At 43.8% G+C, this 26,651-nt stretch carries 34 protein-coding genes, 1 tRNA gene and 1 pseudogene; 9 read left to right on the top strand and 27 right to left on the bottom strand.

What is annotated here, in order from left to right; genetic code table 11:
* From A9236_RS10165 to A9236_RS10155, 3 genes are all read right to left on the bottom strand, one after another.
* Positions 1-1,314 (bottom strand): alpha/beta fold hydrolase, encoded by a 1,314-nt coding sequence (locus A9236_RS10165; RefSeq protein WP_071465196.1) that lies wholly within the window; start codon positions 1,312-1,314, stop codon positions 1-3.
* A gap of 107 nt (positions 1,315-1,421) precedes the next feature.
* Positions 1,422-2,117 (bottom strand): CDP-diacylglycerol diphosphatase, encoded by a 696-nt coding sequence (locus A9236_RS10160; RefSeq protein ID WP_071465195.1) that lies wholly within the window; start codon positions 2,115-2,117, stop codon positions 1,422-1,424.
* Entirely contained in the window at positions 2,114-2,356 is a 243-nt protein-coding gene (locus A9236_RS10155; RefSeq protein ID WP_071465194.1) for a hypothetical protein, read from the bottom strand. Before A9236_RS10155 ends, A9236_RS10160 begins: the two co-directional genes overlap by 4 nt.
* Positions 2,357-2,660: 304 nt before the next feature.
* Between A9236_RS10155 and A9236_RS10150 the strand changes: the two genes are divergently transcribed.
* Positions 2,661-2,840 carry a hypothetical protein gene (locus tag A9236_RS10150; protein ID WP_071465193.1) on the top strand — a complete coding sequence of 60 codons (180 nt, stop codon included), beginning with the start codon at positions 2,661-2,663 and terminating at the stop codon, positions 2,838-2,840.
* 26 nt (positions 2,841-2,866) lie between these two features.
* On the opposite strand, the gene A9236_RS10145 is transcribed toward A9236_RS10150, so the two are convergent.
* A complete protein-coding gene (locus A9236_RS10145; RefSeq protein WP_143070634.1) occupies positions 2,867-3,214 on the bottom strand; it encodes a hypothetical protein in 348 nt (115 codons plus the stop codon).
* Positions 3,215-3,392: 178 nt separating this feature from the next.
* Between A9236_RS10145 and A9236_RS10140 the strand changes: the two genes are divergently transcribed.
* Positions 3,393-3,467, top strand: a tRNA-Cys gene (locus tag A9236_RS10140).
* A 13-nt stretch (positions 3,468-3,480) separates the two neighbouring features.
* On the opposite strand, the gene A9236_RS10135 is transcribed toward A9236_RS10140, so the two are convergent.
* From A9236_RS10135 to A9236_RS10105, 7 genes are all read right to left on the bottom strand, one after another.
* Positions 3,481-4,134: a cupin domain-containing protein gene (locus tag A9236_RS10135; protein ID WP_071465191.1), complete on the bottom strand. Its 654-nt coding sequence runs from the start codon at positions 4,132-4,134 to the stop codon at positions 3,481-3,483.
* A gap of 115 nt (positions 4,135-4,249) precedes the next feature.
* The gene (locus A9236_RS10130; RefSeq protein WP_071465190.1) at positions 4,250-5,119 is read right to left on the bottom strand and encodes a fumarylacetoacetate hydrolase family protein; all 870 of its coding nucleotides are present in this window, start codon (positions 5,117-5,119) and stop codon (positions 4,250-4,252) included.
* A 44-nt stretch (positions 5,120-5,163) separates the two neighbouring features.
* A complete protein-coding gene (locus A9236_RS10125; RefSeq protein ID WP_071465189.1) occupies positions 5,164-5,925 on the bottom strand; it encodes an SDR family NAD(P)-dependent oxidoreductase in 762 nt (253 codons plus the stop codon).
* Between the two features lie 24 nt (positions 5,926-5,949).
* On the bottom strand, positions 5,950-7,113 hold the full coding sequence (locus tag A9236_RS10120) for an enolase C-terminal domain-like protein (protein ID WP_071465188.1): 1,164 nt from the start codon (positions 7,111-7,113) through the stop codon (positions 5,950-5,952).
* Positions 7,114-7,130: 17 nt separating this feature from the next.
* Positions 7,131-8,105, bottom strand: coding sequence for a tripartite tricarboxylate transporter substrate binding protein (locus tag A9236_RS10115; protein WP_071465187.1), 975 nt, complete (start codon positions 8,103-8,105; stop codon positions 7,131-7,133).
* Between the two features lie 8 nt (positions 8,106-8,113).
* A complete protein-coding gene (locus tag A9236_RS10110; protein ID WP_071465186.1) occupies positions 8,114-8,686 on the bottom strand; it encodes a cupin domain-containing protein in 573 nt (190 codons plus the stop codon).
* A gap of 8 nt (positions 8,687-8,694) precedes the next feature.
* On the bottom strand, positions 8,695-9,579 hold the full coding sequence (locus A9236_RS10105) for a 3-keto-5-aminohexanoate cleavage protein (RefSeq protein WP_071465185.1): 885 nt from the start codon (positions 9,577-9,579) through the stop codon (positions 8,695-8,697).
* 45 nt (positions 9,580-9,624) lie between these two features.
* Here A9236_RS10105 and A9236_RS10100 point away from each other — a divergent pair, with 45 nt between their 5' ends.
* Positions 9,625-10,284 carry a TetR/AcrR family transcriptional regulator gene (locus A9236_RS10100; RefSeq protein ID WP_071465184.1) on the top strand — a complete coding sequence of 220 codons (660 nt, stop codon included), beginning with the start codon at positions 9,625-9,627 and terminating at the stop codon, positions 10,282-10,284.
* Here A9236_RS10100 and A9236_RS10095 read toward each other — a convergent pair.
* The 8 genes from A9236_RS10095 to A9236_RS10070 all read right to left on the bottom strand — a co-directional run bounded on the left by A9236_RS10095 (position 10,271) and on the right by A9236_RS10070 (position 16,288).
* Positions 10,271-11,266, bottom strand: a complete 996-nt coding sequence (locus A9236_RS10095) for a tripartite tricarboxylate transporter substrate binding protein (RefSeq protein WP_071465332.1) — start codon at positions 11,264-11,266, stop codon at positions 10,271-10,273. The genes A9236_RS10100 and A9236_RS10095 overlap by 14 nt on opposite strands.
* A 44-nt stretch (positions 11,267-11,310) precedes the next feature.
* Positions 11,311-12,276 (bottom strand): cyclase family protein, encoded by a 966-nt coding sequence (locus tag A9236_RS10090; RefSeq protein WP_071465183.1) that lies wholly within the window; start codon positions 12,274-12,276, stop codon positions 11,311-11,313.
* A 220-nt stretch (positions 12,277-12,496) separates the two neighbouring features.
* Positions 12,497-12,718 carry a BLUF domain-containing protein gene (locus tag A9236_RS11555; RefSeq protein ID WP_369821200.1) on the bottom strand — a complete coding sequence of 74 codons (222 nt, stop codon included), beginning with the start codon at positions 12,716-12,718 and terminating at the stop codon, positions 12,497-12,499.
* Positions 12,675-12,896 (bottom strand): BLUF domain-containing protein, encoded by a 222-nt coding sequence (locus A9236_RS10085; RefSeq protein WP_071467872.1) that lies wholly within the window; start codon positions 12,894-12,896, stop codon positions 12,675-12,677. Before A9236_RS10085 ends, A9236_RS11555 begins: the two co-directional genes overlap by 44 nt.
* An 85-nt stretch (positions 12,897-12,981) precedes the next feature.
* On the bottom strand, positions 12,982-14,244 hold the full coding sequence (locus A9236_RS10080) for a DASH family cryptochrome (RefSeq protein WP_071465181.1): 1,263 nt from the start codon (positions 14,242-14,244) through the stop codon (positions 12,982-12,984).
* Positions 14,245-14,279: 35 nt separating this feature from the next.
* On the bottom strand, positions 14,280-14,987 hold the full coding sequence (locus A9236_RS11365) for a hypothetical protein (protein WP_236638876.1): 708 nt from the start codon (positions 14,985-14,987) through the stop codon (positions 14,280-14,282).
* A gap of 25 nt (positions 14,988-15,012) precedes the next feature.
* Complete coding sequence (locus A9236_RS11360; protein ID WP_236638875.1) at positions 15,013-15,681, bottom strand: PolC-type DNA polymerase III; 669 nt, start codon at positions 15,679-15,681, stop codon at positions 15,013-15,015.
* A gap of 19 nt (positions 15,682-15,700) precedes the next feature.
* The gene (locus A9236_RS10070) at positions 15,701-16,288 is read right to left on the bottom strand and encodes an Rrf2 family transcriptional regulator (RefSeq protein ID WP_071465179.1); all 588 of its coding nucleotides are present in this window, start codon (positions 16,286-16,288) and stop codon (positions 15,701-15,703) included.
* A gap of 35 nt (positions 16,289-16,323) precedes the next feature.
* Between A9236_RS10070 and A9236_RS10065 the strand changes: the two genes are divergently transcribed.
* Positions 16,324-16,869: a DUF4149 domain-containing protein gene (locus A9236_RS10065; RefSeq protein ID WP_071465178.1), complete on the top strand. Its 546-nt coding sequence runs from the start codon at positions 16,324-16,326 to the stop codon at positions 16,867-16,869.
* Here A9236_RS10065 and A9236_RS10060 read toward each other — a convergent pair.
* From A9236_RS10060 to A9236_RS10050, 4 genes are all read right to left on the bottom strand, one after another.
* Positions 16,861-17,295, bottom strand: coding sequence for a DUF2244 domain-containing protein (locus A9236_RS10060; RefSeq protein WP_071465177.1), 435 nt, complete (start codon positions 17,293-17,295; stop codon positions 16,861-16,863). The genes A9236_RS10065 and A9236_RS10060 overlap by 9 nt on opposite strands.
* 27 nt (positions 17,296-17,322) lie before the next feature.
* A complete protein-coding gene (locus A9236_RS11110) occupies positions 17,323-17,472 on the bottom strand; it encodes a hypothetical protein (RefSeq protein WP_161485624.1) in 150 nt (49 codons plus the stop codon).
* Between the two features lie 63 nt (positions 17,473-17,535).
* Positions 17,536-17,715 carry a hypothetical protein gene (locus tag A9236_RS10055; RefSeq protein WP_071465176.1) on the bottom strand — a complete coding sequence of 60 codons (180 nt, stop codon included), beginning with the start codon at positions 17,713-17,715 and terminating at the stop codon, positions 17,536-17,538.
* 2 nt (positions 17,716-17,717) lie between these two features.
* Positions 17,718-18,080 carry an MAPEG family protein gene (locus A9236_RS10050; RefSeq protein WP_255400117.1) on the bottom strand — a complete coding sequence of 121 codons (363 nt, stop codon included), beginning with the start codon at positions 18,078-18,080 and terminating at the stop codon, positions 17,718-17,720.
* Between the two features lie 119 nt (positions 18,081-18,199).
* Here A9236_RS10050 and A9236_RS10045 point away from each other — a divergent pair, with 119 nt between their 5' ends.
* The 5 genes from A9236_RS10045 to A9236_RS10025 all read left to right on the top strand — a co-directional run bounded on the left by A9236_RS10045 (position 18,200) and on the right by A9236_RS10025 (position 22,107).
* Positions 18,200-18,826: an alpha-ketoglutarate-dependent dioxygenase AlkB gene (locus tag A9236_RS10045; RefSeq protein WP_071465174.1), complete on the top strand. Its 627-nt coding sequence runs from the start codon at positions 18,200-18,202 to the stop codon at positions 18,824-18,826.
* Positions 18,819-19,817 (top strand): NAD(P)/FAD-dependent oxidoreductase, encoded by a 999-nt coding sequence (locus A9236_RS10040; RefSeq protein WP_071465173.1) that lies wholly within the window; start codon positions 18,819-18,821, stop codon positions 19,815-19,817. The genes A9236_RS10045 and A9236_RS10040 overlap by 8 nt, the downstream gene beginning before the upstream one ends.
* Before the next feature lie 16 nt (positions 19,818-19,833).
* A complete protein-coding gene (locus A9236_RS10035; protein WP_071465172.1) occupies positions 19,834-20,232 on the top strand; it encodes a dihydroneopterin aldolase in 399 nt (132 codons plus the stop codon).
* Positions 20,233-20,408: 176 nt separating this feature from the next.
* Positions 20,409-21,350, top strand: coding sequence for an ABC transporter ATP-binding protein (locus A9236_RS10030; RefSeq protein WP_071465331.1), 942 nt, complete (start codon positions 20,409-20,411; stop codon positions 21,348-21,350).
* Positions 21,340-22,107 carry an ABC transporter permease gene (locus A9236_RS10025; protein ID WP_071465171.1) on the top strand — a complete coding sequence of 256 codons (768 nt, stop codon included), beginning with the start codon at positions 21,340-21,342 and terminating at the stop codon, positions 22,105-22,107. Before A9236_RS10030 ends, A9236_RS10025 begins: the two co-directional genes overlap by 11 nt.
* 97 nt (positions 22,108-22,204) lie before the next feature.
* Here the strand turns inward: A9236_RS10025 and A9236_RS10020 are convergent, their stop codons facing one another.
* The 4 genes and pseudogenes from A9236_RS10020 to A9236_RS10000 all read right to left on the bottom strand — a co-directional run bounded on the left by A9236_RS10020 (position 22,205) and on the right by A9236_RS10000 (position 26,449).
* Entirely contained in the window at positions 22,205-22,681 is a 477-nt protein-coding gene (locus tag A9236_RS10020) for an ion channel (RefSeq protein WP_071465170.1), read from the bottom strand.
* A 228-nt stretch (positions 22,682-22,909) separates the two neighbouring features.
* Positions 22,910-23,923 carry a cytochrome d ubiquinol oxidase subunit II gene (cydB, locus tag A9236_RS10015; protein ID WP_071465169.1) on the bottom strand — a complete coding sequence of 338 codons (1,014 nt, stop codon included), beginning with the start codon at positions 23,921-23,923 and terminating at the stop codon, positions 22,910-22,912.
* A gap of 2 nt (positions 23,924-23,925) precedes the next feature.
* Positions 23,926-25,280, bottom strand: a pseudogene (locus tag A9236_RS10915) (cytochrome ubiquinol oxidase subunit I).
* A gap of 125 nt (positions 25,281-25,405) precedes the next feature.
* Positions 25,406-26,449: a nucleotidyltransferase domain-containing protein gene (locus A9236_RS10000; protein ID WP_071465167.1), complete on the bottom strand. Its 1,044-nt coding sequence runs from the start codon at positions 26,447-26,449 to the stop codon at positions 25,406-25,408.
* Positions 26,450-26,651 lie beyond the last annotated feature (202 nt).

Below are 26,651 nucleotides of genomic sequence, written 5' to 3'. Positions count from 1 at the left end.
TTAACTTGGGAGTTGCGCGGCCTGATCACAATTATTGGTGGCGGGTTTACCAGCCAAGCGATCCTTAATCCATGGCAGATAAAAAGGCTTTGAGGCCCCAGGTGTAGTGAAATGCGATTGATTGCCTGGCAATTCAACCCGATTCACATTACCGCCCATTTTGCACATCTGCTCTTGGTAGAGCTTGCCCATTATTGGAGGATTAGTCGTATCTTTATTTCCCCAATAAATGACTACTGGTGCAATAGGCTTGATAGGATTGACGCTACCATTAACCATGGTCTTGGTCCACTCTAGGGGATTATTGATTTGCGGTTTCAAGAGTGTTTTGTACTGGGTACCAAAGTTGAAATTTAGCGTGTCTGCAAAAGCATGCATACACTTATTGCTAATAACCTCATCCAGAACTTTAGCGCCGTCATCGGTAAAGATGTCCGTTAACTTTAATTTCGAATTAGCGGCCTGCACTCCCCACATGCTCATTGCCATGTGAGAAAAATCAAAGACATTACTAGTAAACATCTGAATCAATCCACTCAGAGACTTTTGCGCACTAGCCTGATCGACCGTAGCTCCAGGCAACATGATGGCAATATCGTCAGGAGCCAGAGCCACCGAACCAACTAATTCAAGATTGTCAGCAGCTGTACCCTTTTTCGAGAAATACTCTGGCATGCTCGCTGCTGCCACTGCTACGCCACCGCCTTGAGACCAACCATAGACAATGGTTTTCTTACCGGCGCCAGTTTCTTTCATGGAGCTGGCCGCTCTAGCAGCATCAATCGTATCCATAGAGTTTGTGGAAGCGAGAGCGTATTGATGCCTTCCCCCACCACCCTGACCTTGATAGTCAGTTGCAACGACTACATAGCCTTCTTGAATAAATTCTTCAACAGCAGGGATTCCATAATCCGTCCAAGAGTTTCCGCCAATTAAAAAATATTCATTGAGCGGGACTACAGGGTCCAGAACCTGTGATGGGCCGCAATTTTGAGCAGCACCCGTCGTGCCATGCGCCCAAGTCATGATGGGCCTACCCTCTTTAGGCGGTACTCCTTTTGGGGCAACTACTAGGCCAGTCACAATTGTTTTCTTGCCACCAAAATCCGAAGAAATGTACGCAATCCTCCATGCCTGAGCACCCTTTACCGAGGTTTGAACAGGCTCTTTCTTGATTACCTGACCCAATTGACCGCTTGGGGTCATGTTCTGGAGGGATGCATAAAACGGAGCAACCGGAGGATTAGCAAAAACAGTAGAAGAATTTGCTCCTACAAAGATGCCCAGAATCAAAATGGAAAGTAGTTTTTTCATGGCTTGCAAGTAAGTTATTGAGATAGTCTGCTGATGAGTTCTACTATACCCAAACCGAAAATGCACATTCAATAAAGCTTGCTATTGAATTGATGCTGGTTGGGTAGCTAATGATTGCAATTCCATACCGTAAAAGCAGCCTCAGGGCTCTGGGGACTAACAAGCACGATATATCGACCAGAAGACTCTTGGGCAACCAAGACCCCATAATCACTTAAGCCTTGAGAATTAGCAATCTTTTGAGCGATACCCCAAACCTGATCGAGATTTTGAATATACGCATGGGAATAGCCAGAAAATGTTGCGCGTGCATTTTTATCTAACCTGAGAATATGCACATGCAGTTGATTCTGTGATCGTTCTGATTTGGGATTGACTACCAATGCCAGTGATTCTGGCTCGATACGCTCCAGGCCGATGACCCAAGCAAATTGCCATATATCCTCTTCTCGATTTGGATCCTCAATACCAGTGACGACATCTCTAGGTATCGCCAGCCCATGAACAAAGCTAGCCGGACAACCGCACATCTTAATATCTCTGATTGCGGTATATTTTTTATTGAGCGCCCAAACTTCGTTGGTTTTCTTACACTCTGAAGTAATTCCACAGCCTGCATCCGCTCTTGGCAGCATACAGTTAGAGCAATAATTAGTTTTGGATGGATCAACACACTGAGTGGCAATGTGCAAAAGAATATCGCTTCTAGCAACAGTAGCTGAAGCAGCTTGATATGAAATTCCAATTGCCAGGAATAAGGCAACTAAAACCTTGATAGCCACTCGGCCACTCTTAACGATCAACTTTCCTCCAATAACTCCAAATCAAGCAAGAGCTCTGATTCGGCATCTGCCAACTCTGCATACTCTACCGCATTCATTTGATCCTCGAAAGAAAGTTGGGCAAATCGCTCCGCCACTTCAAAGTTGTTTTCCCTGTAATTATCTAAGGCTAATAACTGATTCCAGGCCGCTTTTTGAAAATACTCCGCGGCCATTCTTCTAAAGTTAATGACCTTGTCATTTAAGTGTTGATCTGTCATGTTGATGCTCCTCCAATTTTGTATTGAACTCGACTGAAATGCTCTACCTTTCATGTGACATCTTTATGAATTTTTTCATCACTTTTTGTCATATTTAAGCTTGAGATAAAGGGCTCAAATATGACAATTTCACCTCTTAAAATTTATCAAAAAATAATTTTGGAAGCGATAGACAAGTCACACTAAAACGCTAAGAATGCAATCTACTTATGGGAGATGTGGATCAATTCGGATTGCTACTGGTTGCGATTCGTTTGTTCCAACAGCCCATAGGTAACCATCTGATTGATTTAGGGAGAGCACCATGACTACCTTTACTACTGAAGATCGCGAGCTGGCTGAAAAAGAACCGATTCCTTTTTATGGCTATTGCTATTTAACTGAACCCACTTCAAAAAGCAGGGATGCACTGCTGCATCCGATACTGAAGAAAATCAAAGTGGAATATCGAATCGATGACAGCAGCGAGGATTTAGAGGACTAGGCTTTAATACCTAGCCCCCTACAGAATTAGTTTGATGTACCAGTGGTGTAATCAAAAACTGGCTTAGAGCTGACAGTCACTCCTTTGAAGGCAATACTGTGGATAGTCTCAAGCTCCTGTGAAACCCCTTCTTGTGTCATGCCAAGAACCTTCTTTGCCTCAAGGGTAGCTATTTGAATCTTTTCATCCAAGGTTTGTAACTTTGGATTGAATTCATTTGGGAGATGGTGCGGATTATTCGATTCTGTTGAAGCATCCGGAATATTTGTTTGAACCTGAGTTACGGCCAAGCCAATTCCCAAGCAACTTGCAGCAATCATGATGAAACAGAAATGAGGTCTACGCCCTATGAAATTTTTAATAAGCGTTTTCATCTTTTCTTTACCCTTCATATAATTTAGAAATAAATTTCTGTTCAATCAATGTAAGAGGGAGATAAGTCAATTTGATGAAGATTTCATGACAAGTTAGTACATACTGTTACTGAATAGAGTTCAGCACCAGATCATCCATCCAGCGGAAAAAATATTTTTCAGTTATAAAGGCAACTGTGGCGGAATGGCAGAGTGGTTATGCATGAGATTGCAAATCTCATTACCCTGGTTCGATTCTAGGCTTCCGCCTCCAATCTCATCTGGGCTTATGACAGCAAATGCCCCGTCTTTACAAAGATAGTGCAGCCTTCTTTACTGAAAGGCTGATGCAGACTCATATGAGGGCTTCTAATCCATGAACCTGCAGGGTAGCGGCCATGCTCATCTTCAAATACGCCATCAACAACAAAGATTTCTTCGCCGCCATAATGTTTGTGTGGATTGAAATAGGTTTGAGGAGCCCAGCGCACTAAAGTCGATCCGTTTCCCTGCTGCATCAGCGGCATGACTGTAAGGCCAGGAACCATGCCCTGATACCAAGGTGCTTTTGTGGTGTCAATAATTTCTCGCTCGACCTGTTCTGGGCCAAGGTGTCTGAGCTTAACAAACAGCGTACAGCCAGATTGGCTATAGGGTGCATGCGATGAACCCGGCGGATTCATGATGTAGGTACCAGCTTGATAGTCACCAGTTTCGTCACTGAAGACACCCTCTAAAACAAGAATCTCTTCACCAAACTCGTGGGTATGTGTTTGAAATTTGGAGCCGGGCTGGTAGCGAACAATTGAGGTTGCTTTTGCTACCTCATCACCCATCCGATCGAGCATGCGTCTTTCAATCCCGAATTCAGGACTAGGCACCCAAGGTAAGTCATGGTGATTAATGACAACTCGCTTACTGTAATCGGCATGGATATTCATTGATTGCAATTCAAATATAGGAAAACAAGGCTAAGGATAGCAAGCCTATTGAATATGCGCTTGAAGTCAAAGCCCCCACTATTTCCAGTGAGAGTCCCTATTGTTCTGAAGATTATTACGTCTGATCCTCTATCGAATTACGCAATACACCAATATTTTCGATTTCAATTTCGCAGATGTCGCCAGGCTTCATGAATACTGGTGGAGTTCTAGCATAGCCTACTCCTGCAGGCGTTCCTGTAATCACTACATCACCAGGCTCCAAGGTCATGCATTCTGTTATCAAGATAATGGTTTCTACGACATCCCATAAGAAATCCTTGGTATTTGCATTCTGCATTACTGCGCCATTTAATCTTGACTGAATTTGTAGGCCATGTGCGCCCAGCGGCAATTCATCTGGCGTTACCAGCCATGGACCAAATCCTCCGGTCTGATCAAAGTTTTTACCTATAGTCCATTGGGTTGTTTTGCGCTGGTAATCTCTTAAGCTAGCATCATTAAAGATACTGTAGCCGGCTATACAATCCAGCGCGTTTTCTCTGGTTAAATTACGTGCCTTTTTACCAACAACAAAGGCCAACTCCGCTTCATAATCCAACTTATCGGATACCTTAGGCCTAATGATGCTAGCCTGATGTGAGGTAAGCGAACTAGGGCCCCGTAGAAAAAAGCTTGGGTAGTCTGGCCGAGCATTGCCGCCCTCTTTAGCATGGTCAGCATAGTTCAGACCCATGCAGACTATCTTTCCAGGGCGATCAATCAAAATATCAAACTGAATATCAGCAATATTTTTGATGACAGCATTCGGATTAGAAAGTGCTTCTTTTGCTTTTGTAAACTGAGGGTCTATCGCAATCAGACCGTACAAATCTGCTGGAATACTTGAGTTCGTAGCACATAAATCTACAAATTCATTCGAATCTTTCTTGCAAAGAACGCCGATACTTTTTTTACCGTTTTGAATAAAGCTAAATAATCTCATAGTCTCTTTCTATATTATTTTTGAGTCCGGTCTCCTCCTTCGAATTAGAGGTGTCGACCACCATCAACCACTATTCGGGTTCCTGTTGAAAATCTTAACCGTGTTGCGCAAGCTTCAATCGCAGCCGCAACATCATCAGGGGTACCAATACGCTTTAATGGGGTTGTTGCTGCAGTTTTATCATTGAAGTCGGCTCCGCGTCCCGGTACAAAACCAGAATCCACTACACCTGGAGACACGCATAAGACGCGTATCTCCGGCGCTAAAACTTTTGCTAAAGACTCACTCACAATATCAAGACTCGCCTTAGCAGCGACATAAGCAAGATTACTGCCAACACCAGTGAAGCCAGCAATTGAAGAGACATTCACAACTAATCCATCGCCATTTGCCTTAAGCAACTGCTGAAATGCCCTAATCGAAGCAAAAACCCCTCGAAAATTGGCCTTCAATACCTCATCAATTAAGTCATCTGTTAATGCATCCAAATCTGCAGCTGGGACTGGTTTTGTAAAGCCTGCTGAGTTCACCAAGATATCGCATCTACCCACACGTCTTTCGACTTCTTTTGCTGCGGCAATTAAAGTGGCCGAATCTGTAATTGAAGCATTCAAGCAAAAATGTTTGCCAGGAGGCAATTGCTTGATCTGCTCGACCTCTTTTTCAAGAGAATGTCGCCCAATCAATACACAAGTTGCACCTAATTTAGCCAATCGTTTGGCCGTAGCAAATCCGACGGCGCCATTGCCGCCAATAATTACCGCAACCTTGCCATTTAATTCATCTACTGATTGAAAGGAACTCATTGCTCTCCCGGGTGATAGCTAACACTAAACAATATTGCGCATGATTTCATAAAGGGCATTTTGTCCTTCAAAACCAATGCCAGGCCGCTCGGATAAATTGATTTTTCCATTAGCAACCTGAGAATCGTCTGCAAATCCCGCAAAGACTCCGAATGTTCCTGGATATGCTTCACATCCACCCAAACCAAAGCCAGCAACAATTGCCAATGTCATTTGATTACCTCCATGAGGGAAAATGGAATGCCTTCCCCAGCCACGATCCTCCAGCATTTTCAATGTTCTACTAAATTGAACGATTCCATAGGACTGTGGAATGTCAATTTGAATAATGTCAGTCTCCTTACGTAAGCCACCGAACTGAACGAGATTACGGATGTCTTGCGTTGAAAATAGATTTTCTCCAGTTCCTATCGGCGCTGAATAGATGTCAACAATTTCTGCAAGTAAGGCAAAATCTAGCGGATCGGTAGGCTCCTCAAACCAACGCAGTTGGTAAGGTTGTAGTGCTTTAGCGTAAGCAAGTGCACGCTCTGGACTCAGCCCCGCATTAGCATCTACTGCCAAATTTTGCCCTCCCCCAACAATCTTCAAGGAAGCCTCTACTCGGGCAATATCCTCCGCTATAGGGGCACCACCAACCTTGATTTTCATGGTGGTGTAGCCCTGATCAAGTCGACTCTGAATCTCCTCCAATAGCTGAGGAATTCCTTTATTGGGTGCGTACCACCCACCGCCTACATAGCAAGGAATTTCTTTGCGCACTTTTCCGCCAGAAAACTGGTTTGCCAAGGTGACATGCAATGGCAGGCCTTCAATCTTTGCAACCGCATCCCAAATGGCAACCTCAATAGTTCCAACAGCTACAGATCTCTCCGTATGTCCACCTGGTTTTTCTCGCTGCATCATGCAGCTTAGTATTTTTTCAGGATCTAAATTATTGCCTGCATCATTTAATAGGGATTCGGGATTAGCTTTCATAATGCGTGGAATCAAACGGTCCCGCATTTGCGCACCACAGGCATAGCGCCCTGTGGAGTTAAAGGCAAATCCAACTACGGGCTTACCATCGCGAATCACATCCGTTATCACCGCTACTACAGATGTAGTCATCTCACTAAAATCAAATACCGCATTGCGGATACTTGAATTCAAGGGTATCGCAACTTCTCTAATGTCTACGATTCTCACTGGCGCCTTTCTAAAGCTTAGTCAATTCGGATATTGGCATTCTTAATTACCTGACTCCATTTAGGAATCTCGGTGCTTAAGATCTTTTCATAACGGGGTCCTGATGCAAAAGACGGATCAATCCCTAGATTGACAAGTCGCTGATTCATATCGGGACGCTTAACCGCTTCATTTATAGCCTTTGCAAGTTTTTCGGTAATTTCATTAGACATCCCCGCGGGTGCCATTACTCCCCAATAACCAATTACCGTTGCTTGCGCAAGACCCAATTCAGAGAGGGTTGGCACATTAGGCAACGCAGGTGAGCGGTTTTCTCCTGTAACTGCCAAGGCAATTAGTTGCCCTGACTTGATGTATTGCGCTACTGGCCCAATACTACTGAACATCATTGGCACCTGACCCCCCAGTAAATCAACAACTGCAGGGCCAGTACCTTTATAAGGAATATGCACAATATCAACACGAGCGACTTGTTTAAATAACTCACCAGCCAAATGCGTCATCGTTCCATTTCCGCCCGATGCATAGTTCAAAGTACCTGGCTTACTCTTAGCCAAAGCAATCAGGGCTTTTAAATCTCGAACCGGCACCGATGAATTTACGACAATCACCGAAGCCGCTGTTCCAACAAGAGCTACTGGCTGAAGGTCTTTGAAGGTATCGTAGGGCAATGCTGGAAATAAGCTGGGATTACTAATTAATGCCTGATCTGCCATGAGCAGCGTATAGCCATCAGGCTGTGCTTTAGCGACTACATCAGTTGCAATTGAACTCCCGCCGCCGCCACGATTTTCAACAACTACTTGCTTGCTCAGTATTTCAGATAATTGCGGGGACAAAGTACGCGCAACTCCATCAGTCAGGCCACCGGGTGCATAACCCACCATCAAGCGGATTGATTTATCTGGATAGCTTTGGGCGCTCACAAAGTGCGTAGATCCCAGAAAAAACAGAGCACAAATACAAGCTAATGAGCGCAATAAAGCCTTCATGATTTACCTTAAAAGCGTTTCTGAATCTCAGGATCAAACTTGCCATCAATCAACACAAAAAGCATTTTGCAAGGCTTACCGGAGCGATTACTCCAAGCATGATTTGTCCCTCTTTCTACCAAGAAGTCACCTTGCTTCATGAGACGCTCCTCTTTATCTAATACAAGATAAATTTCACCCTCAAGCACCACCGCATAATCTACCGTTTCAGTGCGATGCATGAGAGGATGGGCGCCAGCTTCATAGGTAGAGGCCTTATTGGTACCCATGGAGCCAAAGACACTTTTCGCTTCATTTTGAGCCAATTTATGAAGCCACTCGCCCTCAGGACCGAATTCGATAATTCTTACAACAGTGCCATTTTTTGGGGGCTCTAATTGCAATGGGCGTGAAGTAGTATCCGGTGAATTATCAATTGGAGCTGGCATTGCGTCGGTATGCCACAAATTCGTTAAATAAAATCCAACTCTTAGGGGATTGGAATGGACTGAGGGGGCCGCACCATCGTGTGTAACGATGGCATTCCCCTCAGCATCATGACCTGTAACAATGCGACGAACGTAGCCTTTTGGGTGCTCCATTGTTGCCTCTATGAATTGGTTTTCTTGAGACCCAGCATCGCGCGCGCCTCGTTGGATGAAGCTAATTCACCGCCCATATCCCTCAGAATACGATGAGCACGCTCAACTAACTGAGCATTACTTTCGCAGAGCACACCTTTTTCAAGGTAAATATTGTCTTCCATGCCAACTCGAACATGTCCGCCATAGAGCCATGCTTGTGCAACGATCGGAAATTCAGCACGACTAATACCAAATGCCGCCCATTGAGCACCTACAGGCAATTGATCTCGCATATAAAGCAGAGTTGCGGGATCGGTATTGAGACCGTATTTCACACCCATGACAAAGGTATACAAACCCGGACCCTCAAGCGTGCCATCTTTAAATAAATCTTTTGCTAAATTCAAATCCCCGGTATCAAAAATCTCCAACTCAGGCATTACGCCTGCATCTCTGATTACTTTTGCCATCTTACGGACGTTAGAGGGCGTATTCATCACTACGTCTGGACCAGAATTCATTGTGTTCAAGTCTAAAGAGCAAATATCAGGCCTTAGTTTTGCAATATGCTCTACGCGCTTTAGCGGGTCACATAAGGTAGTGCCAGGCGCAAATAACTTAGGATCACCTTCGGTTGGCACATATCTACCGCCAGGGCCTGTTGTTAAATTAATAATGAGCTCTTTATTGTGTTTTTGAATAAGCTGAATAACCTCGGCATAATGATCCACTTCCATGGATGGCTTGCCGGTATCTGGGTGGCGTACATGGATATGGACTACTGCAGCCCCTGCATCAGCCGCGCCCAAGCAAGAATCAGCAATTTGCTGCGGTGTTATAGGGAGATAAGGGGTCATCTCCGGTATTGTTAAATTCCCTGTTACTGCACATGTCAAAATTGTTTTGCTCATCGCATTTCCTTTTGTTAAAGTGATTTGAAATTAATTAAAAAAATAATGGTTAAAAAAGTACGTCCTCATTCAAGCAATACCACTGCCGTGCGTTTGCTCGACATTGCAGAAGCCCTGTTTTCTGAACATGGCTATGCCATGACTACGGTGCGCGATATTGCAACCCGCGCAAAAGTAAATCAGGCATTGATTAATTACCATTTTCAAAATAAAAAGGGGTTGTTTAACGCCGTATTTGAGCGACGCGCCAGCATTATTCTGGAAGAACGCAATACGCTCTTGAGCGAAGCTAAAACAAGAGCCAAAAATAAACCGATACCTTTGCGCGAATTGATATACGCATTTATCTACCCCCCATTGCGGATGGCAAATGAAGATAAGGGCGGAAAAAGCTTTGTAAAGCTGCAAGCGCGACTTCATAACGAACCAAAAAGTATTGAAAACGCTTTGCGATCAAAGCTATATGACAAAACTAGCCTACGCTTTATGGAGGAGTTGAAAACAACTCTTCCTAAATTAAGTGCAGAATCCATTTCCTGGCGCTTAATTTTTGTCATGGGTCTATATTTGTATGTAGCGTCCAATACTGGTCGCATAGAAGTGATCTCAAAAGGTCGATGTAAAGGAGGAAACCTCACGCAAGCCATCCCTGAAATTTTGGATTTTTGCGAACAAGGTTTCTTAGCTCCTCCTACTCAACCTTAGCCCCCAGCGCTTTAACAATAGCCGACCAGCGGGTAACTTCCTCACCCATGTATTCATTGGTCTGCTGAAGATTTCCGCCCATCACAACTAAACCAGCCCTATCCATCTGCTCCCTGACATCAGGCATCTGTAGAACTGTATTGACCGCTTGATTCATCTTCAGAACAATGTCATTGGGTGTTTTGATTGGAGCCATCATTGCAGACCAGGTGTAATCCTTAATTTGCGGATACCCTAATTCAATTAAGGTAGGGACATCTGGCAAGTTAGGAGAGCGCTTCTCACTGGAGATTGCTAAGATGCGCACTTTTCCTTGTTTAGAAAACTGGTACACGCCAGCTACTGCTGTACAAGCAATAGGAGTCTCACCACCGACTACAGCCATTGAAGCAGGGCCAGCGCCTTTGTACGGAATGTGATTAATATCTTGCTTCCATTGCAAGCGAAATACATTTTCACAAGTTAAATGTGGCGTTGTTCCATAACCTGGGCTTGAATACGATAATTTATTCTTAGCCGAATACTCTTTAAGTTCAGCCAATGTTTTTACTGGAACAGATTCATTCACACTAATAACATTGGCCTGAGTGGAAACGAACACTACTGGCACAAAATTCTTTTCCGGACTATAACCTGCTGCCGCGCCATACAGCGCTGGATTTACCGCAAAAGCTGCAGAGTTCACCAAAAAGGTGTAGCCGTCGGGAGGAGAATTCGCTACCACCTGCGCGGCAACGTTGCCCCCTGCACCTGCCTTATTTTCAATAAAAACAGACTGCTTCAGGAGTTCACCTAGCTTCGGCGCAATGATACGAGCGGTCATATCTGTTGGCCCGCCAGGAGGAAATCCGACAACCAATTTGATAGGTTTGTCAGGATAAGCCCCCATAGCATTGATTGCCAACAGGCTAAGACCACCAATCAGCCCGAGCCGCAGTACCTTATAGAAATCACTGCATACGTCGCAAACAGAAATACGCATTTTGTCTCCAATCCACATGTATGGAATTTTTTGGCCTAAGGCTCTTATTTAATTGCTAACGGGTTAGTCGGCGAACCAACAGCCCCAGTAATTGGAATGGCAGGAGCGACAAACATAAATTCATAAATGCCATCTGCTAAGCAGTCATCAGCGATGTCTTTCAAATAAAAAATTTCGCCCATTGTCATACCCATGATTGGAATAGTGATCCAGTGCCAAGGTTGATTGATCCCGGCTTCAGATTCATTTGGACGAACTTCGCATCCCCAGGTATCACTGGCCAATGCTGCTAACTCGGTGCGCTGAATCCACTCAAGAGTTTCAAAAGCAAATCCTGGGGCATCGCCACCAGGATATCCATCCCAGCTTCCAGATTTAATTTTTTCTTCCATTTGCCCAGTGCGAACAATAATGTAATCGCCCCGCTTGATTTCGATTCCCTGTTTTTTAGCAGTGTCATCTAGATCCTGGCAAGTAATGCCATAACCATCAGGCAAGCAATCCATGCCTTTAGCCCTTGCTACATCAAGCAAGATGCCTCGGCCAACCATCTTTGCTTTCGTTTTTTCAATGCCGCATTTTGCTGCGCCAGCTGATGACACTTCACGGCAATCGTAGCCGTTATACATGTAGTTTTCATAGAAAACATGCCCCAAGCCATCCCACTGTGTACCACATTGAAGGGGCATCACAACCATGTCGTCAGCAGCGCGAATGCCACGCTTATCCAATACCCCTGCGTAAGCATCTGTACCCGTACGAAGCATCGTGTGCACAGGGTTTATGCGACCCATAGAAGGATATTTTGTCTTAGCCCCCTGAGGACCATTGCTATCAAAATTGAGAGCTAGTGAAATCACTTTGCCTTTACGAACAAGTTGTGCTGCCGAGACAATGTCTTCTGGACTAGTGAAGTTGAGGGTTCCGATCTCATCATCCGGACCCCACTTACCCCAATTTTTATATTTTTCTGAAGCTGCGGTTAAATCTGCGCGATTAATTTTTTTCATGGTCTTCATGCCTTATTTAAATTTATTAAACAGTTGTTTAAATTATCAGCCAATAAGGATTGTGTCAATAGCCCGCATCAATTAGTTAAATCTTTGGCAACACAGAAAGAAAAAATGACTTAGGAATTTATTCCTAAGTCATTGATTTCAATAGCCTATCACAGGGGTTTAAGCCCAACACTACAGGATCAAGAGACGGCTCATTTCAGAAAAGCGGGCACTAACCCCCGTCTCTCAAAGCAATCAATAAGGGATGATTTATTGGAAACTCTACATCCTCAATAGCCGCGCTTACTTTTGGCAAAGTTTTAGCAATCTCTTCACTGCCTTGGAAAACCATCGTCCATTTACTAAAGCTGCGCTCACTGATAGGTTTAGCTTCTATTAGGCGAACATTTTTATGTCGGGCATCTTTTTGTATTTTTTGTCCATAAGGCCTCAATGTCCTTTTCAAAGCCTTCAATCACCTGACCAAACTGATTGTTTTCATATATGAGGGCGCCGGTAATTCCCAAGGCTTTGTTGTTTGAATAAGAGTGATATAAAAGTCTCATCAAACCTAAAAATGACATATTTTGAGCTGGCTCGCTCACATAAGTTAATTCAATTAGCTTAGACATATGGCAATACTAGATAGCTCGCACATCAATTGCTCTAGGCATTTACCCGAGAGTTACTTTAATAGCACTTAAAGCTACTCCAAGGCTATTTGATCTGGCTTAACCACGTTCTTTGATACACCCCATCAGGATCATGATCCTTGGCTTGTTTATCCATGTTGAATGGTCTGCCCCCTCTGGGATCCGTTCCTTTGCCAGCGATATATAACCAATTTCCTTGATTGCTATACACATCATAGTCAATCAGCCGAGATTCAAACCATGCGGCGCCAGCTCGCCAATCGCCCCTCATATCGTATATCCAGTAACTCGCTACGATTTGACGCATGCGGTTAGAAAGAAATCCAGTTTTTCCTAATTCGCGGATACCAGCATCAACTAAGGATGCTCCCGTATTGCCAGATATCCACTGATTGAATTTCACGTCATCAAACTGGTTACTTTCTTTAGCGCCCAGACCTTTTGACTGATACAGCCTAGTGCCGTACTTAAAATGCAGGAAGCGAAAATAATCACGCCAAAGCAACTCAAACCAAAGCCAGTAAGTACCGTCATTTGCACCATACCGATTCTCGTAGTCTGCTAGCTGTTGTGCAATAGATTTTGCGGAGCTACAACCCAAAGCAAGCCAAGGAGAAAATTTGCTGGAATAATCCATTCCTAAAAGCTGATTACGAGATAACTTATAAGTATCAACTAGACGACGCTCAAAGTATTGAAAAATATGAGCTTGCGCCTTAGTCGCTCCACCCATAAAGGAGCTGTTACCTAGAGGAATGTCGACTTCAGTTTGGAAGCTAGAGACTATTCCATCAGTTGGTAAGGGCGGAATAACGGATACCGTATCTATCGGATTAGAAAACCTTAATTTCTGCTTTTCAATCTGCTGTCGAAATTGTGTAAAGACATCCGGCATTTGCTCCAATTGAAATGGCAAAGACTTGGGGTCCAACATGCTCGATTGCCATATAGATTGAACCTCAAAGCCAATATCTCGCAACGCAGAGACTTGCTGCAATTCTTCGGGTGCTTCAATTTGCTCACAATAGATCTGACTTACGCCAAGTTGAGTGCGTAGATTTGAAAATACCTCCCTAAAATCACCAGAAAGTTCAACTAAATCAGATCCCAAGTTTCTTAGCTGCGCCCTTAAATCCTCCAATGACTCTTGTAAAAATACTTTACGGTGCTCACTGGTTCTTGGGAATCCCCATGGGGTTTCTTCCCCTAAGCGCTTGTCATGAACGTAAATAGGCAGGAGATAATCAGCGCTCTTACAAGCCAACATCAAGGCTGGGTTATCTTCTAAGCGAAGATCGTTTCTAAACCAGTAGATTGCAGTAGTCATTTATTGGAAGATGATTGCAGGCTAATGAAACATACTTATTGAATACTAATGGGTATCACTTGTTGTTTATAAGGCCCCGATAGCGCTTTTTTCACTATCTTGTAAATATCCAAATCAAACTCAGCCCCGCCAGATTCTGCGAGCTCATAAAGCTCATCTTGATTAATAGCAGTGCCGAGATAACACCATTGATCAATCACAATCATCTCGCCACCCTCTTTAATCGCGATAGGCCCAGCATAGGGCCATACCTGAACTTTAAAGAGCTCTAATGCTGTCTTCAGCTGTAGATTATGCAAAGCAATCGGAGTGAGACCTAGGCATGCACCAGTACATTGCTTTACCTGATAACCAAAGCATGCTTTGCCATCAATCCTTTTTTCTAGACCTAGCAATGCCTCGCACAGATGATGCTTTTTGGCAATCGCCTTCAAATATGAGTGCGCCTCCCGTTTGCTGTAGAACAAGCCATATAAGTTATCTTGCAAGCCCGGAGCCAGTTGATGGTGAGTAACCAGCACAGGCGCAAGCACTCCAGATCCATCCTCCACCAAACTCCAGCCACAAAGATCTTTCGACCTACGCAGCTTAATATTCATACTGGGCATACGCTCTTTGATAAGTCTAGATTCTAGGATCAGAGCGCCAAGCTCACCACTGGTTTCGATCCAATCAATATCTCGGATTTGTAAAGAGAGTTTCATTTCTTTACGCTGCGTTAACGCGCCTTGAAAGTGTCCCATGACCCTGCTACGCAAGGAGATACTTTTACCGATGTATAGAGGTATTTTGTTTTCGCCATAAAAAAATATAGCAGCCAGGAGCCTCAGGGATGGAATCTATCAATGCCTTATCTATATTTGGCGGTAGGCTTGGATTACCAATGAGTTGATTGATTACTTCATTGAGTTTTTCTTTTCCAAACTTTGTTTCACATACTTTCCAAAACTGCAGCAATAAATCCGCATCGCCTAATGCACGATGACGGGCGCTCACTTGAAGGCCATGGGTGTTAATGATCGTATCGAGATTATGACGAGGCTGCTCTGGAAAGAGTAGTCTAGAAAGCTTTACCGTACATAAAACCTTGGGCTTGAAGTCGATCCCCATTCTCTTAAATGAGGCCTTGATAAATCCGCAGTCAAATCGGGCATTGTGAGCAACAAATATTTTTCCCTCAAGCTGTTGCTTGAGCTCTCTCGCAATCTGGTCAAAGGCGGGTTGGCCCTCCACCATCCGGGGGGAGATGCCGGTAAGCCTTTGAATATTTTGCGGAATAAAGGTTTGTGGGTTGATTAACTGCTCCCACACCTGAATTTGATTGCTAGCAAGAGTTTTGATGCCAATCTCGGTAATCCGATCACGATCAAAATGAGACCCCGTGGTTTCAATATCTACAAAAGCTAAATCGGGGTACGAGACCTCTTTAATATCCACGTCAAATGACTTTGTAACTTTAGTTTGCTGGTGAGTTTTTGTTGAGATAGTCAGCAAAACTAAAAATAGAGTTGGGTCCGCGCGGAATTTCTTCAGCCTTTTTAAAGGAGGTCTTCACGACCTTCTGAAACTCCCCTTTGGGTCTTCTTTCCTGCTTCGCCTTCACCTCAGGCTCAATAGGAAAATAAGGCTTTCTTTCGGGCGCAGTTTGTGCCTCACTAAAGCGTGGAATATAGTCTTTGATAGCAGAAGCTAAAGTCACGTTCGAGATGCAGTTCATCATGTAAGTTTCGAGCGACTGATAGAGTTCTTTTGCAATATCAGATACTTCTACTTTTCTCTTCTTAATACGGTTCATCGCCAAAACAATATCTTTGATCGTAATAATGCGTGGATCTTTTAAGAGTTGATAGCCACCGGTTCGACCTTTAATTCCAATGACTAAGCCAGACTCCCGAAGGGGTCTGAGCAGAAGCTCAATGCGACTAATCGACATCTGTAGCCTTTGGGCTATTTCTGGAACGGGCACTAGCTGACCATTGGACGAATGGCTTGCAATATCGACCAAGGTATTCAGGGCTACTTTGACTGCTTTAGTGACTTCCATGGTGTATTCGGCATAAAAGTTGGATTGGAGCTAGTATGAAACTGATTCCAACTTTGTGCTGCAGCGCATTAATTAACCCTTTTTACCCCATGGTTGAAGTATCTACCGCCCAATACCCCTACTCACTTCGCTTGCTGCGCTTGCTAGCCTGTCTGATGGCTGGCGGCATCCTTGGCCAAGCTCTTGGATGCCTCACCCCCCATCTTTTGATGGAAGACTCCCAAGCAGCAGGCATGATCGCTCATCTACTGATGCAGCATCTCTCATATTATTTTTTGGGATGCGCATTTATCATCCTCAGTCTTTCCAATATCTTGATTAAGCGAGGCGTCTTGCAGCTGAAAACAATTCGACCGCCTTCGTTGCTATTGTTAGTTTCGGTTGGTATGGCAAGCTTTTTACTCATACCGCGCATGGATTACTTAAGAGAAATCGCGCTGCAAGATGGCATGCCAGTCATGCTCTCGCCATTTGCAAACTACTTTGCAATCTTAAATGGCATTACTTTTTTATTGCTATGTACTCAAATTTTTTCTAGCGCTCTAGTGGCATGGCGCCTGAGCGATGCCCAATCATCCTAGGCAAGTACGAACTTGTGCAATTAAAGCTAGCTGTTGCTCGTGTCTAATAAACTGACCGAGCTCAACCCGTAGGCCAGACTGGCTAATATGAAATATTTTTGAGCCCTCAACCGGTAGCTCCATTTTTACCCATTGGGTATTGAACTCATAAAGAGTTTCTTTGTAGCCAATAAATTTTTTAACTATCAGGCGTTTACCCTCAATTTCAATCGTCTCAGAATCAAGGGCATGTCTGCAGTAGATAAGAAAGCCAACTGTTACCGCAGCGAGTTCAAGGGTCGTAAAAATGGGGATCACCCATACGCCCGCCAAAAAGAAGCCTGTTGCTACGATTAAGGATAGGCAGACTAGGGCAATATAAAACTGAAGTAGCTGCTTAGGCGTCAGAGCGCAATTTCTTCTCATTTGCCAGCGTTTTGCGCTCATGTCGACTACCCAAGAATTACCGATAGATTATTTAGTCTTGTTGCGCTCTTGGGCTTTGGCCAGTTGGTCAGCACTTCGTTGCTGAAAATCAACCATGCTGTGATAACCCATTTGATAGCAAGGGCAATGCTTACCCAGAATAAAGCGGGCAAGTTTGATGCGTAGCTTTTGAATCATTTAAATCTCCTCCTGGTTTTCTTTAATTGAAATGGGCCTGTAATCCAGCATGAAATAAAAGTATCAATTCTGAGGCTTGGTCTTATCTGAGCCATAGTTCTGGCTTGGAGATGGCGACGGTTTTAGATTTAAGCTTGGTGCCGCCATTTTTTCTCCATCCCAAACCTGCCCACACCAGCACTCACCTGCATCATTGATGATGCAAACACCAGGCCCACAACAGCGCTTATCCGGAGCCTTCATGACTAGGCCTTCATATACTGATGAAAAATACCGTAGGCAGCACCAGCCCATAAGCCAGCTATCACCAAAATCGATATCAAGAAACCTAAACCCCGTTTGGACGGATTCATTTGATAAGCAATTGCATACCCAACTCGAGCAATCAACCAAATGAGGCCGGAGTCACCCGCCCCTTTATCCCCAATGAAAATAGCATAAAGCCATAGGGCAGGTAAAAACATCAAGACGCTTTCAATCGTATTGAGTTGAATGCGATAGGCACGCTCAAATAGCTCATGGCCCGAAATTGCAGGCGCCTTGACCTGATACTTTCCCCTGGCCCTGCCTACATTAAACGTTAAGCCAAGCATGAGCAAAATGGTCAGTAGTGTAATAAACGAGGTGTATAGCTATTGATTCATGAATGCCGCCCTCAAGAAGTTGAATTTAAGGCTATTCTAGGGTTTTTATAGAACTGGCGCTTGCCGCATAATTCTCTCCAGCAATGCAAAGCACCTTATTTGAATCCAAGCACTCTGATAGCACGCTCAATCTACTGACCAAGGATGGTTCGGCTGAGTACCTACCAGAGGTATTAACTGAATTTCATTCAGCTAATTTAATGGATCAACTACAGACATCACTTGCGTGGGAGCCTGATCAGCTCATCCTATTTGGTAAAAAGATCACCACCCGTCGTAAGGTTGCTTGGATTGGTGACCCCCACTGCGCCTACACCTACTCTGGGGTCAAAAAGATCCCACAAGCCTGGACGCCAGAACTGCTGTTAATAAAGAACCAAATGGAGGAGCTAGCTCAATCTGAATTTAATTCTTGCCTACTGAATCTCTATCACGATGGTGAGGATGGTATGGGCTGGCATAGCGATAATGAAAAAGAGCTTGATCCCAATGCGCCGATTGCCTCACTCAGTCTTGGCGCGCAACGTAAGTTTGCCTTTCGCCATAAAGAAGATAAAACCACCATCCCTCTTTATTTAGAAAATGCTAGCGTCCTTATCATGCGCAGCCCCACACAAATATTTTGGCAGCATGCATTGCTGAAAAGCAAAAAAGTTTCTACCTCTCGTATCAACTTAACATTCAGAAAAATTCTGATTCAAAATGCTTGATCACCATACTGGATCAACGATCGCCATCATTGGGGCCGGCCTAGCAGGTCTGAGCTGCGCCACTCAATTACAAGCAAAAGGCTTTAAGGTTCAGGTATTTGAAAAAAGCCGTGGACCGAGCGGTCGTATGAGTACCCGCAATGGGGAGGGCTGGTCTGCTGACCATGGCGCTCAATATTTCACGGCAAGAGACCCTCTTTTTATTGATGAACTAAACACCTGGCTTACCGCTGGCGTTGCCGCTAAATGGCATCCACACCTCAAGGTCTATGAGGATGGGCAGTGGCGAGAGAGTGCCTCCACCGATCAGCGCTATGTCGGCATACCCTCCATGAATTCCCCTGGAAAATATTTAGCCAAGAGCTTGGATGTTATTTACAGCCAAACTATTCATAGCATTGCCTACAAGAATGGGAAATGGACTCTAAGCAGCCTTGAAAATGGAAAACTTGAAAGCCAATTTGATTTTTTAGTACTCGCAATTCCGTCACCACAAGCCTTTGCCCTAACGAACTTAGTAGACCCGTCGATTGAAGCTAAAAATCAGGTCGATATGCTGGGTTGCTGGACGGTAATGGCTACCTTTAGTAAGAATCAAGATATTCCCTTTGATGCTGCTTTTATCAATGGTGAAGTCATCAGCTGGCTTTCTAGAAACAATTCAAAGCCAAAACGAGAAGGCCAAGAGTCTTGGACGATTCACGCTAATCCGCAGTGGAGTCAAGAATGGATTGAGCTAGACAAAGATGAGGCTAGTAAACAAGTATTGGAATGTGCCAAAAGATTAGGTTTAGATTGTCAGCATGCTGCAATTTCAATTCATCGCTGGCGTTATGCGAGTGGGTCTACGGCTGCTAATCCTGGGTTTAAAGTTTTTGAGGATATCCCATTAGGTCTTTGCGGAGACTGGCTCCATGGCGGTAGAGTGGAAGGAGCTTGGCTTAGCGCTTATCGGTTAGCAAATGCAATTGCTACTCAAACAACACTTTAATGAATAAGGAATTGCAATGGCTTTAGCATCTATTGAACTACGAGATCTCAAACTCCAAACCCAAATCGGCACTTATGCGCCAGGAGCGATCATTCCCAAAGAACATCTTTTAGATTTAACCCTTTGGATTGATGCAAAACTGGTTCTGATTGCAGAAGATGTAATGGACAATGTGTTTGATTACGACCCCCTCATGATTGAGATTGATAGACTTGCCGGAGACTGTCATTACGAAGCCCAAGAAAGACTCATGACTCGCATCATTGAAGCCTGTGCAAAATATTCTGAAATTAAGGTGATGGATATTGGCCTCAGAAAGTTTCCTGTTCGCGCAGGATCAGGATCTCTTGGTGTGAGACTCTCGGTAGATTCATTAACTCTGAATACTTATAGAACTACTAACACTTCAGCGTAAATTAGCCCTGATAAAGCTTAAGATATCGTCATAGATCTGGCGAATCTTTTGAATGAGCTTCATTTAACTTGGCCCCATACCATATAAAGACATTCTATTATCCAACATGATTCCCCCTTTATTGGATTGCGCATTACTTCATAGGGGGGCGCTCGATTTCCAATATGATTAGCCCTATGAATAACATCCTCTCGATTTCCCATCTTTATAAGACTTATCAATCTGGCTTCAAGGCACTAAAGGATATTAATTTAGAGATAGCCAAAGGGGAGATCTTTGCTCTTCTTGGACAAAACGGTGCAGGGAAAACCACCCTAATCAGCATTATTTGTGGAATTGTGAGTCCTAGCAGTGGTCAGGTTTTAGTGGATGGTAAAAATATCATCGGCGATTACCGTGAAGCAAGAGAGTTGATTGGTCTAGTACCCCAAGAGCTTTCAACCGACTCTTTTGAAACTGTCTGGAATACCGTTACCTTCAGCCGCGGCTTGTATGGGAAAGCACCCAATCCAACATTCATTGAAAAAATCCTGAAAGACCTGTCTTTATGGGATAAGCGTAATAGCAAAATCATGACGCTATCCGGCGGTATGAAACGCCGAGTGATGATTGCTAAAGCGCTTTCGCATGAGCCTAGCATTCTCTTCTTAGATGAGCCCACTGCTGGAGTAGATGTCAGCCTCAGAAAAGATATGTGGAATTTAGTCAAAATTCTGAAAGACAACGGCACCACTGTCATTCTCACAACGCACTATATCGAGGAAGCGGAAGAAATGGCAGACCGTATTGGCATTATTCGTAGTGGCGAGCTCATTATGGTGGACAACAAATTAGCCCTTATGAATAAATTGGGTAAAAAGGAGCTAACTCTGCAGCTACAAAACCCACTCCAAAGCCTTCCGCAGGAGTTGGATTTACCAAGCTTAAGTCTTTCAGAAGATAAATATGAGCTGACGTATCGCTTTGACTCCAAAGACGAAGACATCAATATTGCACAGCTACTACAAAAGATCACCAGTCAGGGCATTGTCTTTAAGGATCTCCACACAAAACAGAGCTCGCTAGAAGAAATCTTTGTAAATCTTGTTAACTCAGAGGCAAACACCCATGAAGCTTAATTACTATGGTGTACGTGCCATTTATAAATTTGAGATGGCAAGAACGCGGCGCACCTTAATGCAGAGCATTATCGCCCCGGTTATCTCTACCTCTTTGTACTTTATTGTTTTTGGTTCTGCGATTGGTTCGCGCATGACGCAAATGGAGGGAATCTCCTATGGTGCATTTATCGTACCCGGCCTCATCATGCTTTCACTACTAACGCAAAGCATCTCTAATGCCTCTTTTGGAATCTACTTTCCTAAATTTAGCGGCACCATTTATGAGATTCTCTCTGCGCCGATATCGCCCTTAGAGATTGTGATGGGTTATGTGGGTGCTGCAGCAAGTAAATCTATTATTTTGGGTTTAATCATTCTAGCTACCGCTACTTTCTTTGTGCCTCTTCAAATAGACCATCCCTTATGGATGTTGTTTTATTTGGTGATCACATCAATCACTTTTAGCATGATTGGTTTCATTATTGGAGTATGGGCGGATGGCTTTGAAAAACTTCAAGTAGTACCCCTACTCATCATCACGCCCTTAACATTCCTGGGTGGAAGCTTTTATTCGATCTCGGTATTGCCGCCCTTCTGGCAAAAAGTAGCCTTACTCAACCCGGTTGTTTATCTGATTAGCGGCTTTCGCTGGAGCTTTTACGGAATAGAGGACGTATCGCTTTGGGTAAGCCTTGGAATGACAATGTCCTTTTTAGCAATATCGATTGCAGTTGTCATTTGGATCTTTAAGACTGGTTATCGCTTAAAAAAATAGACCCCACAGATTATGAAGTAAAGCCCGTGATAGGCCCATATAAAAAGGGGCTCTACAGGAGGTCAGCGATGTGTAGTGAGTGCTGAGGAAGCAATCACTACATAAAATAACCATCTGACTTGGCCAACCTTCGCGCAACATGAATTGTGCGCTGCATATTAGCCAAATTAACAATTGTCCAACCAAATGCGACCATGCCATCTAGCGCAATCACAACCATCAACAGATCCCAGCCGGCTGGTAAGGGCATCGTGCCATACCCCACTGTTGTATAGGCGCTTCCCGCAAAAAAAATTGCCTGATCAAAATTGGGTACTAGGCCAGAATAAAAAAGAGTCGCACCCCATATAAATATTTCAGCTAAATGAGATCCTACCAATAGAAAAGATAATCCATAAAAAAGAAAAAGGGTGTAGCGAAACTTTTTTTCAAGGATAAATTTTCTAGAGACTTTCTGATACAGATTGGTAACAAAATAATTGTAAATAGCATGAAAAATCAGCAATAGAAAAAGCATTACTCCACCAAAAAGTACTGCATCAAGATTAAAGAGATGACTTGATGGATTAATCATTTAAGACCCTGTATGAATGGATTTAGTAACCCCAATAGTGCCATAAACAGAAGAAGCAAAAAACCCTCACCATTTCTGCTGAGGGTTTTTTGCTTTTCTGGTGGGCCAACTAGGACTCGAACCTAAGACCAAAGGATTTTTGGAGCAACCATCTAATACTTCGCTGCTTCAATGTACTTGTACTTAATATTGGTGAAAGTTACTTAAAGCGATGCAAATACCATTACTCTAGTAATAACTAAGCGGCTCGGTTTTACCCCAGAAGATTTTGTAGGAATAAATTGTGTATCCAATGATGGTTGGTAGCACAACTACAGCACCCCAAAATATGACCCACAATGACTCTGTAGCTGAAGCCGCTTCCCAGATTGTCATTTTGTCTACGACGATATAGGGAAACATGCTGTAAGCAATCCCTAAAAAAGCCAAAACAAAAATGGCTACGCTAAGGGCAAAAGGAATCCAAACTGGCGCTGGCTTATCTCTTTGCATTTTTAGCAAGTTCAAATCAATTAAGACAAAACACGCCAGAGTCAAAACTGGAAAAGGCAACAAGAAAAAGACATTGGGAAAGTTAAACCACTTAGCCGCAATCTCTGAACTAAAGAATGGTGTCGCTACAGAAATGATCCCAACGCCTAAAGCCGTTAATAACAAACACCTTCTTGCCCAGCCTACTGCCTTTAGTTGTAACTCGCCAGAAGTCTTCATAATTAGCCAGCCAGCCCCCAATAGGGCATATCCAGCAGGCAGGCAAAGTGCCACGATGAAGGAGAATATCCATCCTAAGTAGCCGGAGTCAAAGCCAATCACTTCTCTACCAACCATCACCCCTTGAGATGCCGCGGCCAAGAAACTACCAAAAAAGAATAGAAAATTCCATACTGACTTCTGACTCAAATGTGCTTTTGCACGAAAGTCAAAAGAGACGCCCCGTAAAATTAAACCGGCCAACATGATGCCTACTGGCAGATAGAGCTCAGTCAAAATAATGCCATGCGCCATTGGAAAGGCAATCAAGAGTACGCCAACTCCGAGCACCAACCATGTTTCATTAGCATCCCAAAAAGGACCAATTGATGAAATCATGATGTCTTTTTCTGATTCGCTCGCCTGATTTAATAGGATGCCTACACCCAAGTCATATCCATCCAGAACAACGTAAGCTACCATTGCAATACCCATGGCAACCAAAAAGAAAAGGGGCAGCCAACCAGATGCCTCCGATAAATTAGGAATCATGCTTATGCTCCTGCAACGCTGTTAGTTAAGCCTGGTTTTTGCCCATCCATAATATGCCCGGGATGAGTTTGTCTGGCCAAATAAAAAACAACCCAGATATAGGAAACAATGAGCCCCAAGTAAAGCGCAAGGTACATCACGAGCGTACCCAAAACCATATTGGTAGGCACTTTAGTAACCGCATCAGCAGTTTTTAGCACTCCACTAACAAGGTAAGGCTGTCTGCCTATCTCGGTCACATACCAGCCTGCTACTACGCCGACCCAGCCAGAAAATGTCATCACACTGAGTCCCTTTAAGAGCCAGGTTGGTAGTTCTTTACTTTTTCTTGTGAGATAAAACCCAACGAATGCGGTAAAGAGCATCAACATACCAATACCAACCATCATTCGGAAAGCAAAAAATATTGGCTTAACTGGTGGAGTTGCTCCTGGAAAAGCATCTAAGCCCTTCACCTCTCCATTTAATGAATGAGTTAAATATAAAGATGCGAGTTTTGGAATGGCTATTTCGTATTTATTGGCTTTAATAGCTTCATCGGGCAAGGCAAACAAAACGGCGGGGGCGCCTTTGGTTGTTTCCCAAATTCCCCCTCCATTGCCGCTACCTTTGCAGGCTGATACTCTAGGGTATTTAGGCCATGCGAATCCCCAAGGATAATTTGCAACGGGGCTAACACCACCGCCATGGTCATTGCCAGCTTGATCAGCGCTCGGTTGCCAGACAGATTGATGCCCTTCAAATATCGATAAGAAGAAATACCTGCAATTAAGAACGTTACCGTCAAAAATGATGCTGTCATCATATGCAGAAGGCGATACGGCATTGAGGGATTAAAAACAATCTCAATCCAATTCGTTGCATGTGCTTGGCCATTGATCATCTCAAACCCTTGTGGGGTTTGCATCCATGAATCTAGGGCAATGATCCAAAATGCCGAAAGCGAAGTGCCAAAAGCAACTAAAAATGTGGCGATAGTATGGGCTCTTTGAGAGACTCTTTTAGAGCCAAACAACATAATCCCCAAAAAAGTTGCTTCAAGGAAGAATGCTGATAAAACTTCGTATCCAAGCAAAGGTCCTGCAATGTTACCGACCGTTTGCATATATCCAGGCCAGTTGGTGCCAAACTGAAAGCTCATCGTGATACCGCTAACTACGCCAAGGGCAAAAGTTAGGGCAAATATCTTGACCCAAAATTGATAAGCGTCACTCCATACCGAGTCACCAGTCTTATTAAATTTAACCTTGAAATAGAAAAGCACCCACCCCAAAGCAATAGATATCGTTGGGAACAGAATATGAAAAGTCATATTTGAAGCAAATTGAATTCTGCTCAAAATAAGCGTATCAAGCATTTTTTACCTCTTATTTTTAATATATTTTTATTATGCTCTTTACCTTCTTTGCGTGCTGAGCCTCACTTAATAGCATTCCCGTCGGCATGGTTTGCTTGACTTTCACCACTCCCTGAACTATGTCTTCACCACAATTCATGAGTATCAAGGTGGGGATAAATTTTTAACATTGCTTTACGCCCCTGGGTTGCTCTCTTTTCCCAGCCGGGACCTCTAGAGAGCGCATCCCTCCAAGCATCTTTAACCAATTCTGCACTACCAGTACCCAGCAGCACCTGAATAATTGATGCGGCTTGGCCCAAGTCTTTGTTTGCTTTTACTCGCTCCGAAACCGGACGCTCCCCATAAACAATGAGCTTATGAATTGCATATCTCTGAGGGGCTGGAATATTCACAATACACGCCCCACCTTTTGATAGCAAGATTGCTTGAGTAGTCTCAATTAATGAATACTCCATAAATTTAAGGCACTCTAAAGCCAATCCTAAGTCGGGCAAAATAACTGTTTTCCCATCACGCGTTTCGGAAGTAACAAAGTCCAAACGTAGTTCGGGATCTTTTGGATTTCTATATTGGGCGCCAGTTTTCCCAGAAAACTCAGCGATTGGCAATAGCCCCATCTCTAGCGATGTCAAAGCATCATGTACGGATAATTTTAAGTTTGCCCCTAAAGCCACAGACACATTCCTGCCGGCATGCGCGAAATCAACATCCATTGTTTTATTGGAAGATGTCCACTGCACCCCCAACATATTTCCCATTGCTAAAAATGCATGGGTTCCAATCAATATTCCACCAGCCCTAAAAAATCCATACTGACCCAAGCGATTAATCACACGAAAATGCTTAGTTAAGGTAGTCATGCAGCCCAAGGCAATTGCCGCTTTAGTTTGTGCTTGAATTATTTCAGCGCCCGACTCCGCCTTACTAACCTTCGCCTTCTCTATTAGCCGCTTTACCCTCTCATCCTCTGGGCCAACATATGCCATACGCTGAGTGCCATCCATATCTCTAAAGTTGTAGTAGATATAGGGATTGCCTCTTTTAATGAGTCGCTGAAAGGATCCAGGAAGCGCGCTCAATTCACCGATATTTTGAGTCTGCAATTGATCCTGCAGCTCTGCATAAGCTGTTTGAGCTCCAAGCGAAAGATCTTTATAAAGTTCCATTTGGGGTATGTTACTAGACAATTAATTATTTGTCTAGTAACAGGTTTTGCCTATTAAAAAACAGGGTTTAAAGCAGTTCAAGGCGTCATTTCCAGAATATATGTGGATCCACTTGTTATTCGCCTTATGGCGGCATTGCCATAAGACACTATGCTCGCGTTGATAAGGGTTATATCCCGCAGTTGGTTTCTTAACTCTTGTT

Source organism: Polynucleobacter sp. QLW-P1DATA-2, assembly GCF_001870365.1.
Lineage (GTDB): Bacteria > Pseudomonadota > Gammaproteobacteria > Burkholderiales > Burkholderiaceae > Polynucleobacter.
This window is presented reverse-complemented; position numbering and strand designations above follow the sequence as displayed.

Bases quoted from the DNA above. Each gene is read 5' to 3' on its own strand.
- A9236_RS10165 (WP_071465196.1), bottom strand. From the start codon at position 1,314: ATGAAAAAACTACTTTCCATTTTGATTCTGGGCATCTTTGTAGGAGCA.
- A9236_RS10155 (WP_071465194.1), bottom strand. From the start codon at position 2,356: ATGACAGATCAACACTTAAATGACAAGGTCATTAACTTTAGAAGAATG.
- A9236_RS10150 (WP_071465193.1), top strand. From the start codon at position 2,661: ATGACTACCTTTACTACTGAAGATCGCGAGCTGGCTGAAAAAGAACCG.
- A9236_RS10145 (WP_143070634.1), bottom strand. From the start codon at position 3,214: ATGAAAACGCTTATTAAAAATTTCATAGGGCGTAGACCTCATTTCTGT.
- A9236_RS10135 (WP_071465191.1), bottom strand. From the start codon at position 4,134: ATGAATATCCATGCCGATTACAGTAAGCGAGTTGTCATTAATCACCAT.
- A9236_RS10130 (WP_071465190.1), bottom strand. From the start codon at position 5,119: ATGAGATTATTTAGCTTTATTCAAAACGGTAAAAAAAGTATCGGCGTT.
- A9236_RS10125 (WP_071465189.1), bottom strand. From the start codon at position 5,925: ATGAGTTCCTTTCAATCAGTAGATGAATTAAATGGCAAGGTTGCGGTA.
- A9236_RS10115 (WP_071465187.1), bottom strand. From the start codon at position 8,105: ATGAAGGCTTTATTGCGCTCATTAGCTTGTATTTGTGCTCTGTTTTTT.
- A9236_RS10110 (WP_071465186.1), bottom strand. From the start codon at position 8,686: ATGGAGCACCCAAAAGGCTACGTTCGTCGCATTGTTACAGGTCATGAT.
- A9236_RS10105 (WP_071465185.1), bottom strand. From the start codon at position 9,579: ATGAGCAAAACAATTTTGACATGTGCAGTAACAGGGAATTTAACAATA.
- A9236_RS10100 (WP_071465184.1), top strand. From the start codon at position 9,625: ATGGTTAAAAAAGTACGTCCTCATTCAAGCAATACCACTGCCGTGCGT.
- A9236_RS10095 (WP_071465332.1), bottom strand. From the start codon at position 11,266: ATGCGTATTTCTGTTTGCGACGTATGCAGTGATTTCTATAAGGTACTG.
- A9236_RS10090 (WP_071465183.1), bottom strand. From the start codon at position 12,276: ATGAAAAAAATTAATCGCGCAGATTTAACCGCAGCTTCAGAAAAATAT.
- A9236_RS10085 (WP_071467872.1), bottom strand. From the start codon at position 12,896: ATGTCTAAGCTAATTGAATTAACTTATGTGAGCGAGCCAGCTCAAAAT.
- A9236_RS10080 (WP_071465181.1), bottom strand. From the start codon at position 14,244: ATGACTACTGCAATCTACTGGTTTAGAAACGATCTTCGCTTAGAAGAT.
- A9236_RS11365 (WP_236638876.1), bottom strand. From the start codon at position 14,987: ATGGGACACTTTCAAGGCGCGTTAACGCAGCGTAAAGAAATGAAACTC.
- A9236_RS10070 (WP_071465179.1), bottom strand. From the start codon at position 16,288: ATGGAAGTCACTAAAGCAGTCAAAGTAGCCCTGAATACCTTGGTCGAT.
- A9236_RS10065 (WP_071465178.1), top strand. From the start codon at position 16,324: ATGAAACTGATTCCAACTTTGTGCTGCAGCGCATTAATTAACCCTTTT.
- A9236_RS10060 (WP_071465177.1), bottom strand. From the start codon at position 17,295: ATGAGCGCAAAACGCTGGCAAATGAGAAGAAATTGCGCTCTGACGCCT.
- A9236_RS11110 (WP_161485624.1), bottom strand. From the start codon at position 17,472: ATGATTCAAAAGCTACGCATCAAACTTGCCCGCTTTATTCTGGGTAAG.
- A9236_RS10055 (WP_071465176.1), bottom strand. From the start codon at position 17,715: ATGAAGGCTCCGGATAAGCGCTGTTGTGGGCCTGGTGTTTGCATCATC.
- A9236_RS10045 (WP_071465174.1), top strand. From the start codon at position 18,200: ATGCAAAGCACCTTATTTGAATCCAAGCACTCTGATAGCACGCTCAAT.
- A9236_RS10040 (WP_071465173.1), top strand. From the start codon at position 18,819: ATGCTTGATCACCATACTGGATCAACGATCGCCATCATTGGGGCCGGC.
- A9236_RS10035 (WP_071465172.1), top strand. From the start codon at position 19,834: ATGGCTTTAGCATCTATTGAACTACGAGATCTCAAACTCCAAACCCAA.
- A9236_RS10030 (WP_071465331.1), top strand. From the start codon at position 20,409: ATGAATAACATCCTCTCGATTTCCCATCTTTATAAGACTTATCAATCT.
- A9236_RS10025 (WP_071465171.1), top strand. From the start codon at position 21,340: ATGAAGCTTAATTACTATGGTGTACGTGCCATTTATAAATTTGAGATG.
- A9236_RS10020 (WP_071465170.1), bottom strand. From the start codon at position 22,681: ATGATTAATCCATCAAGTCATCTCTTTAATCTTGATGCAGTACTTTTT.
- cydB (WP_071465169.1), bottom strand. From the start codon at position 23,923: ATGATTCCTAATTTATCGGAGGCATCTGGTTGGCTGCCCCTTTTCTTT.
- A9236_RS10000 (WP_071465167.1), bottom strand. From the start codon at position 26,449: ATGGAACTTTATAAAGATCTTTCGCTTGGAGCTCAAACAGCTTATGCA.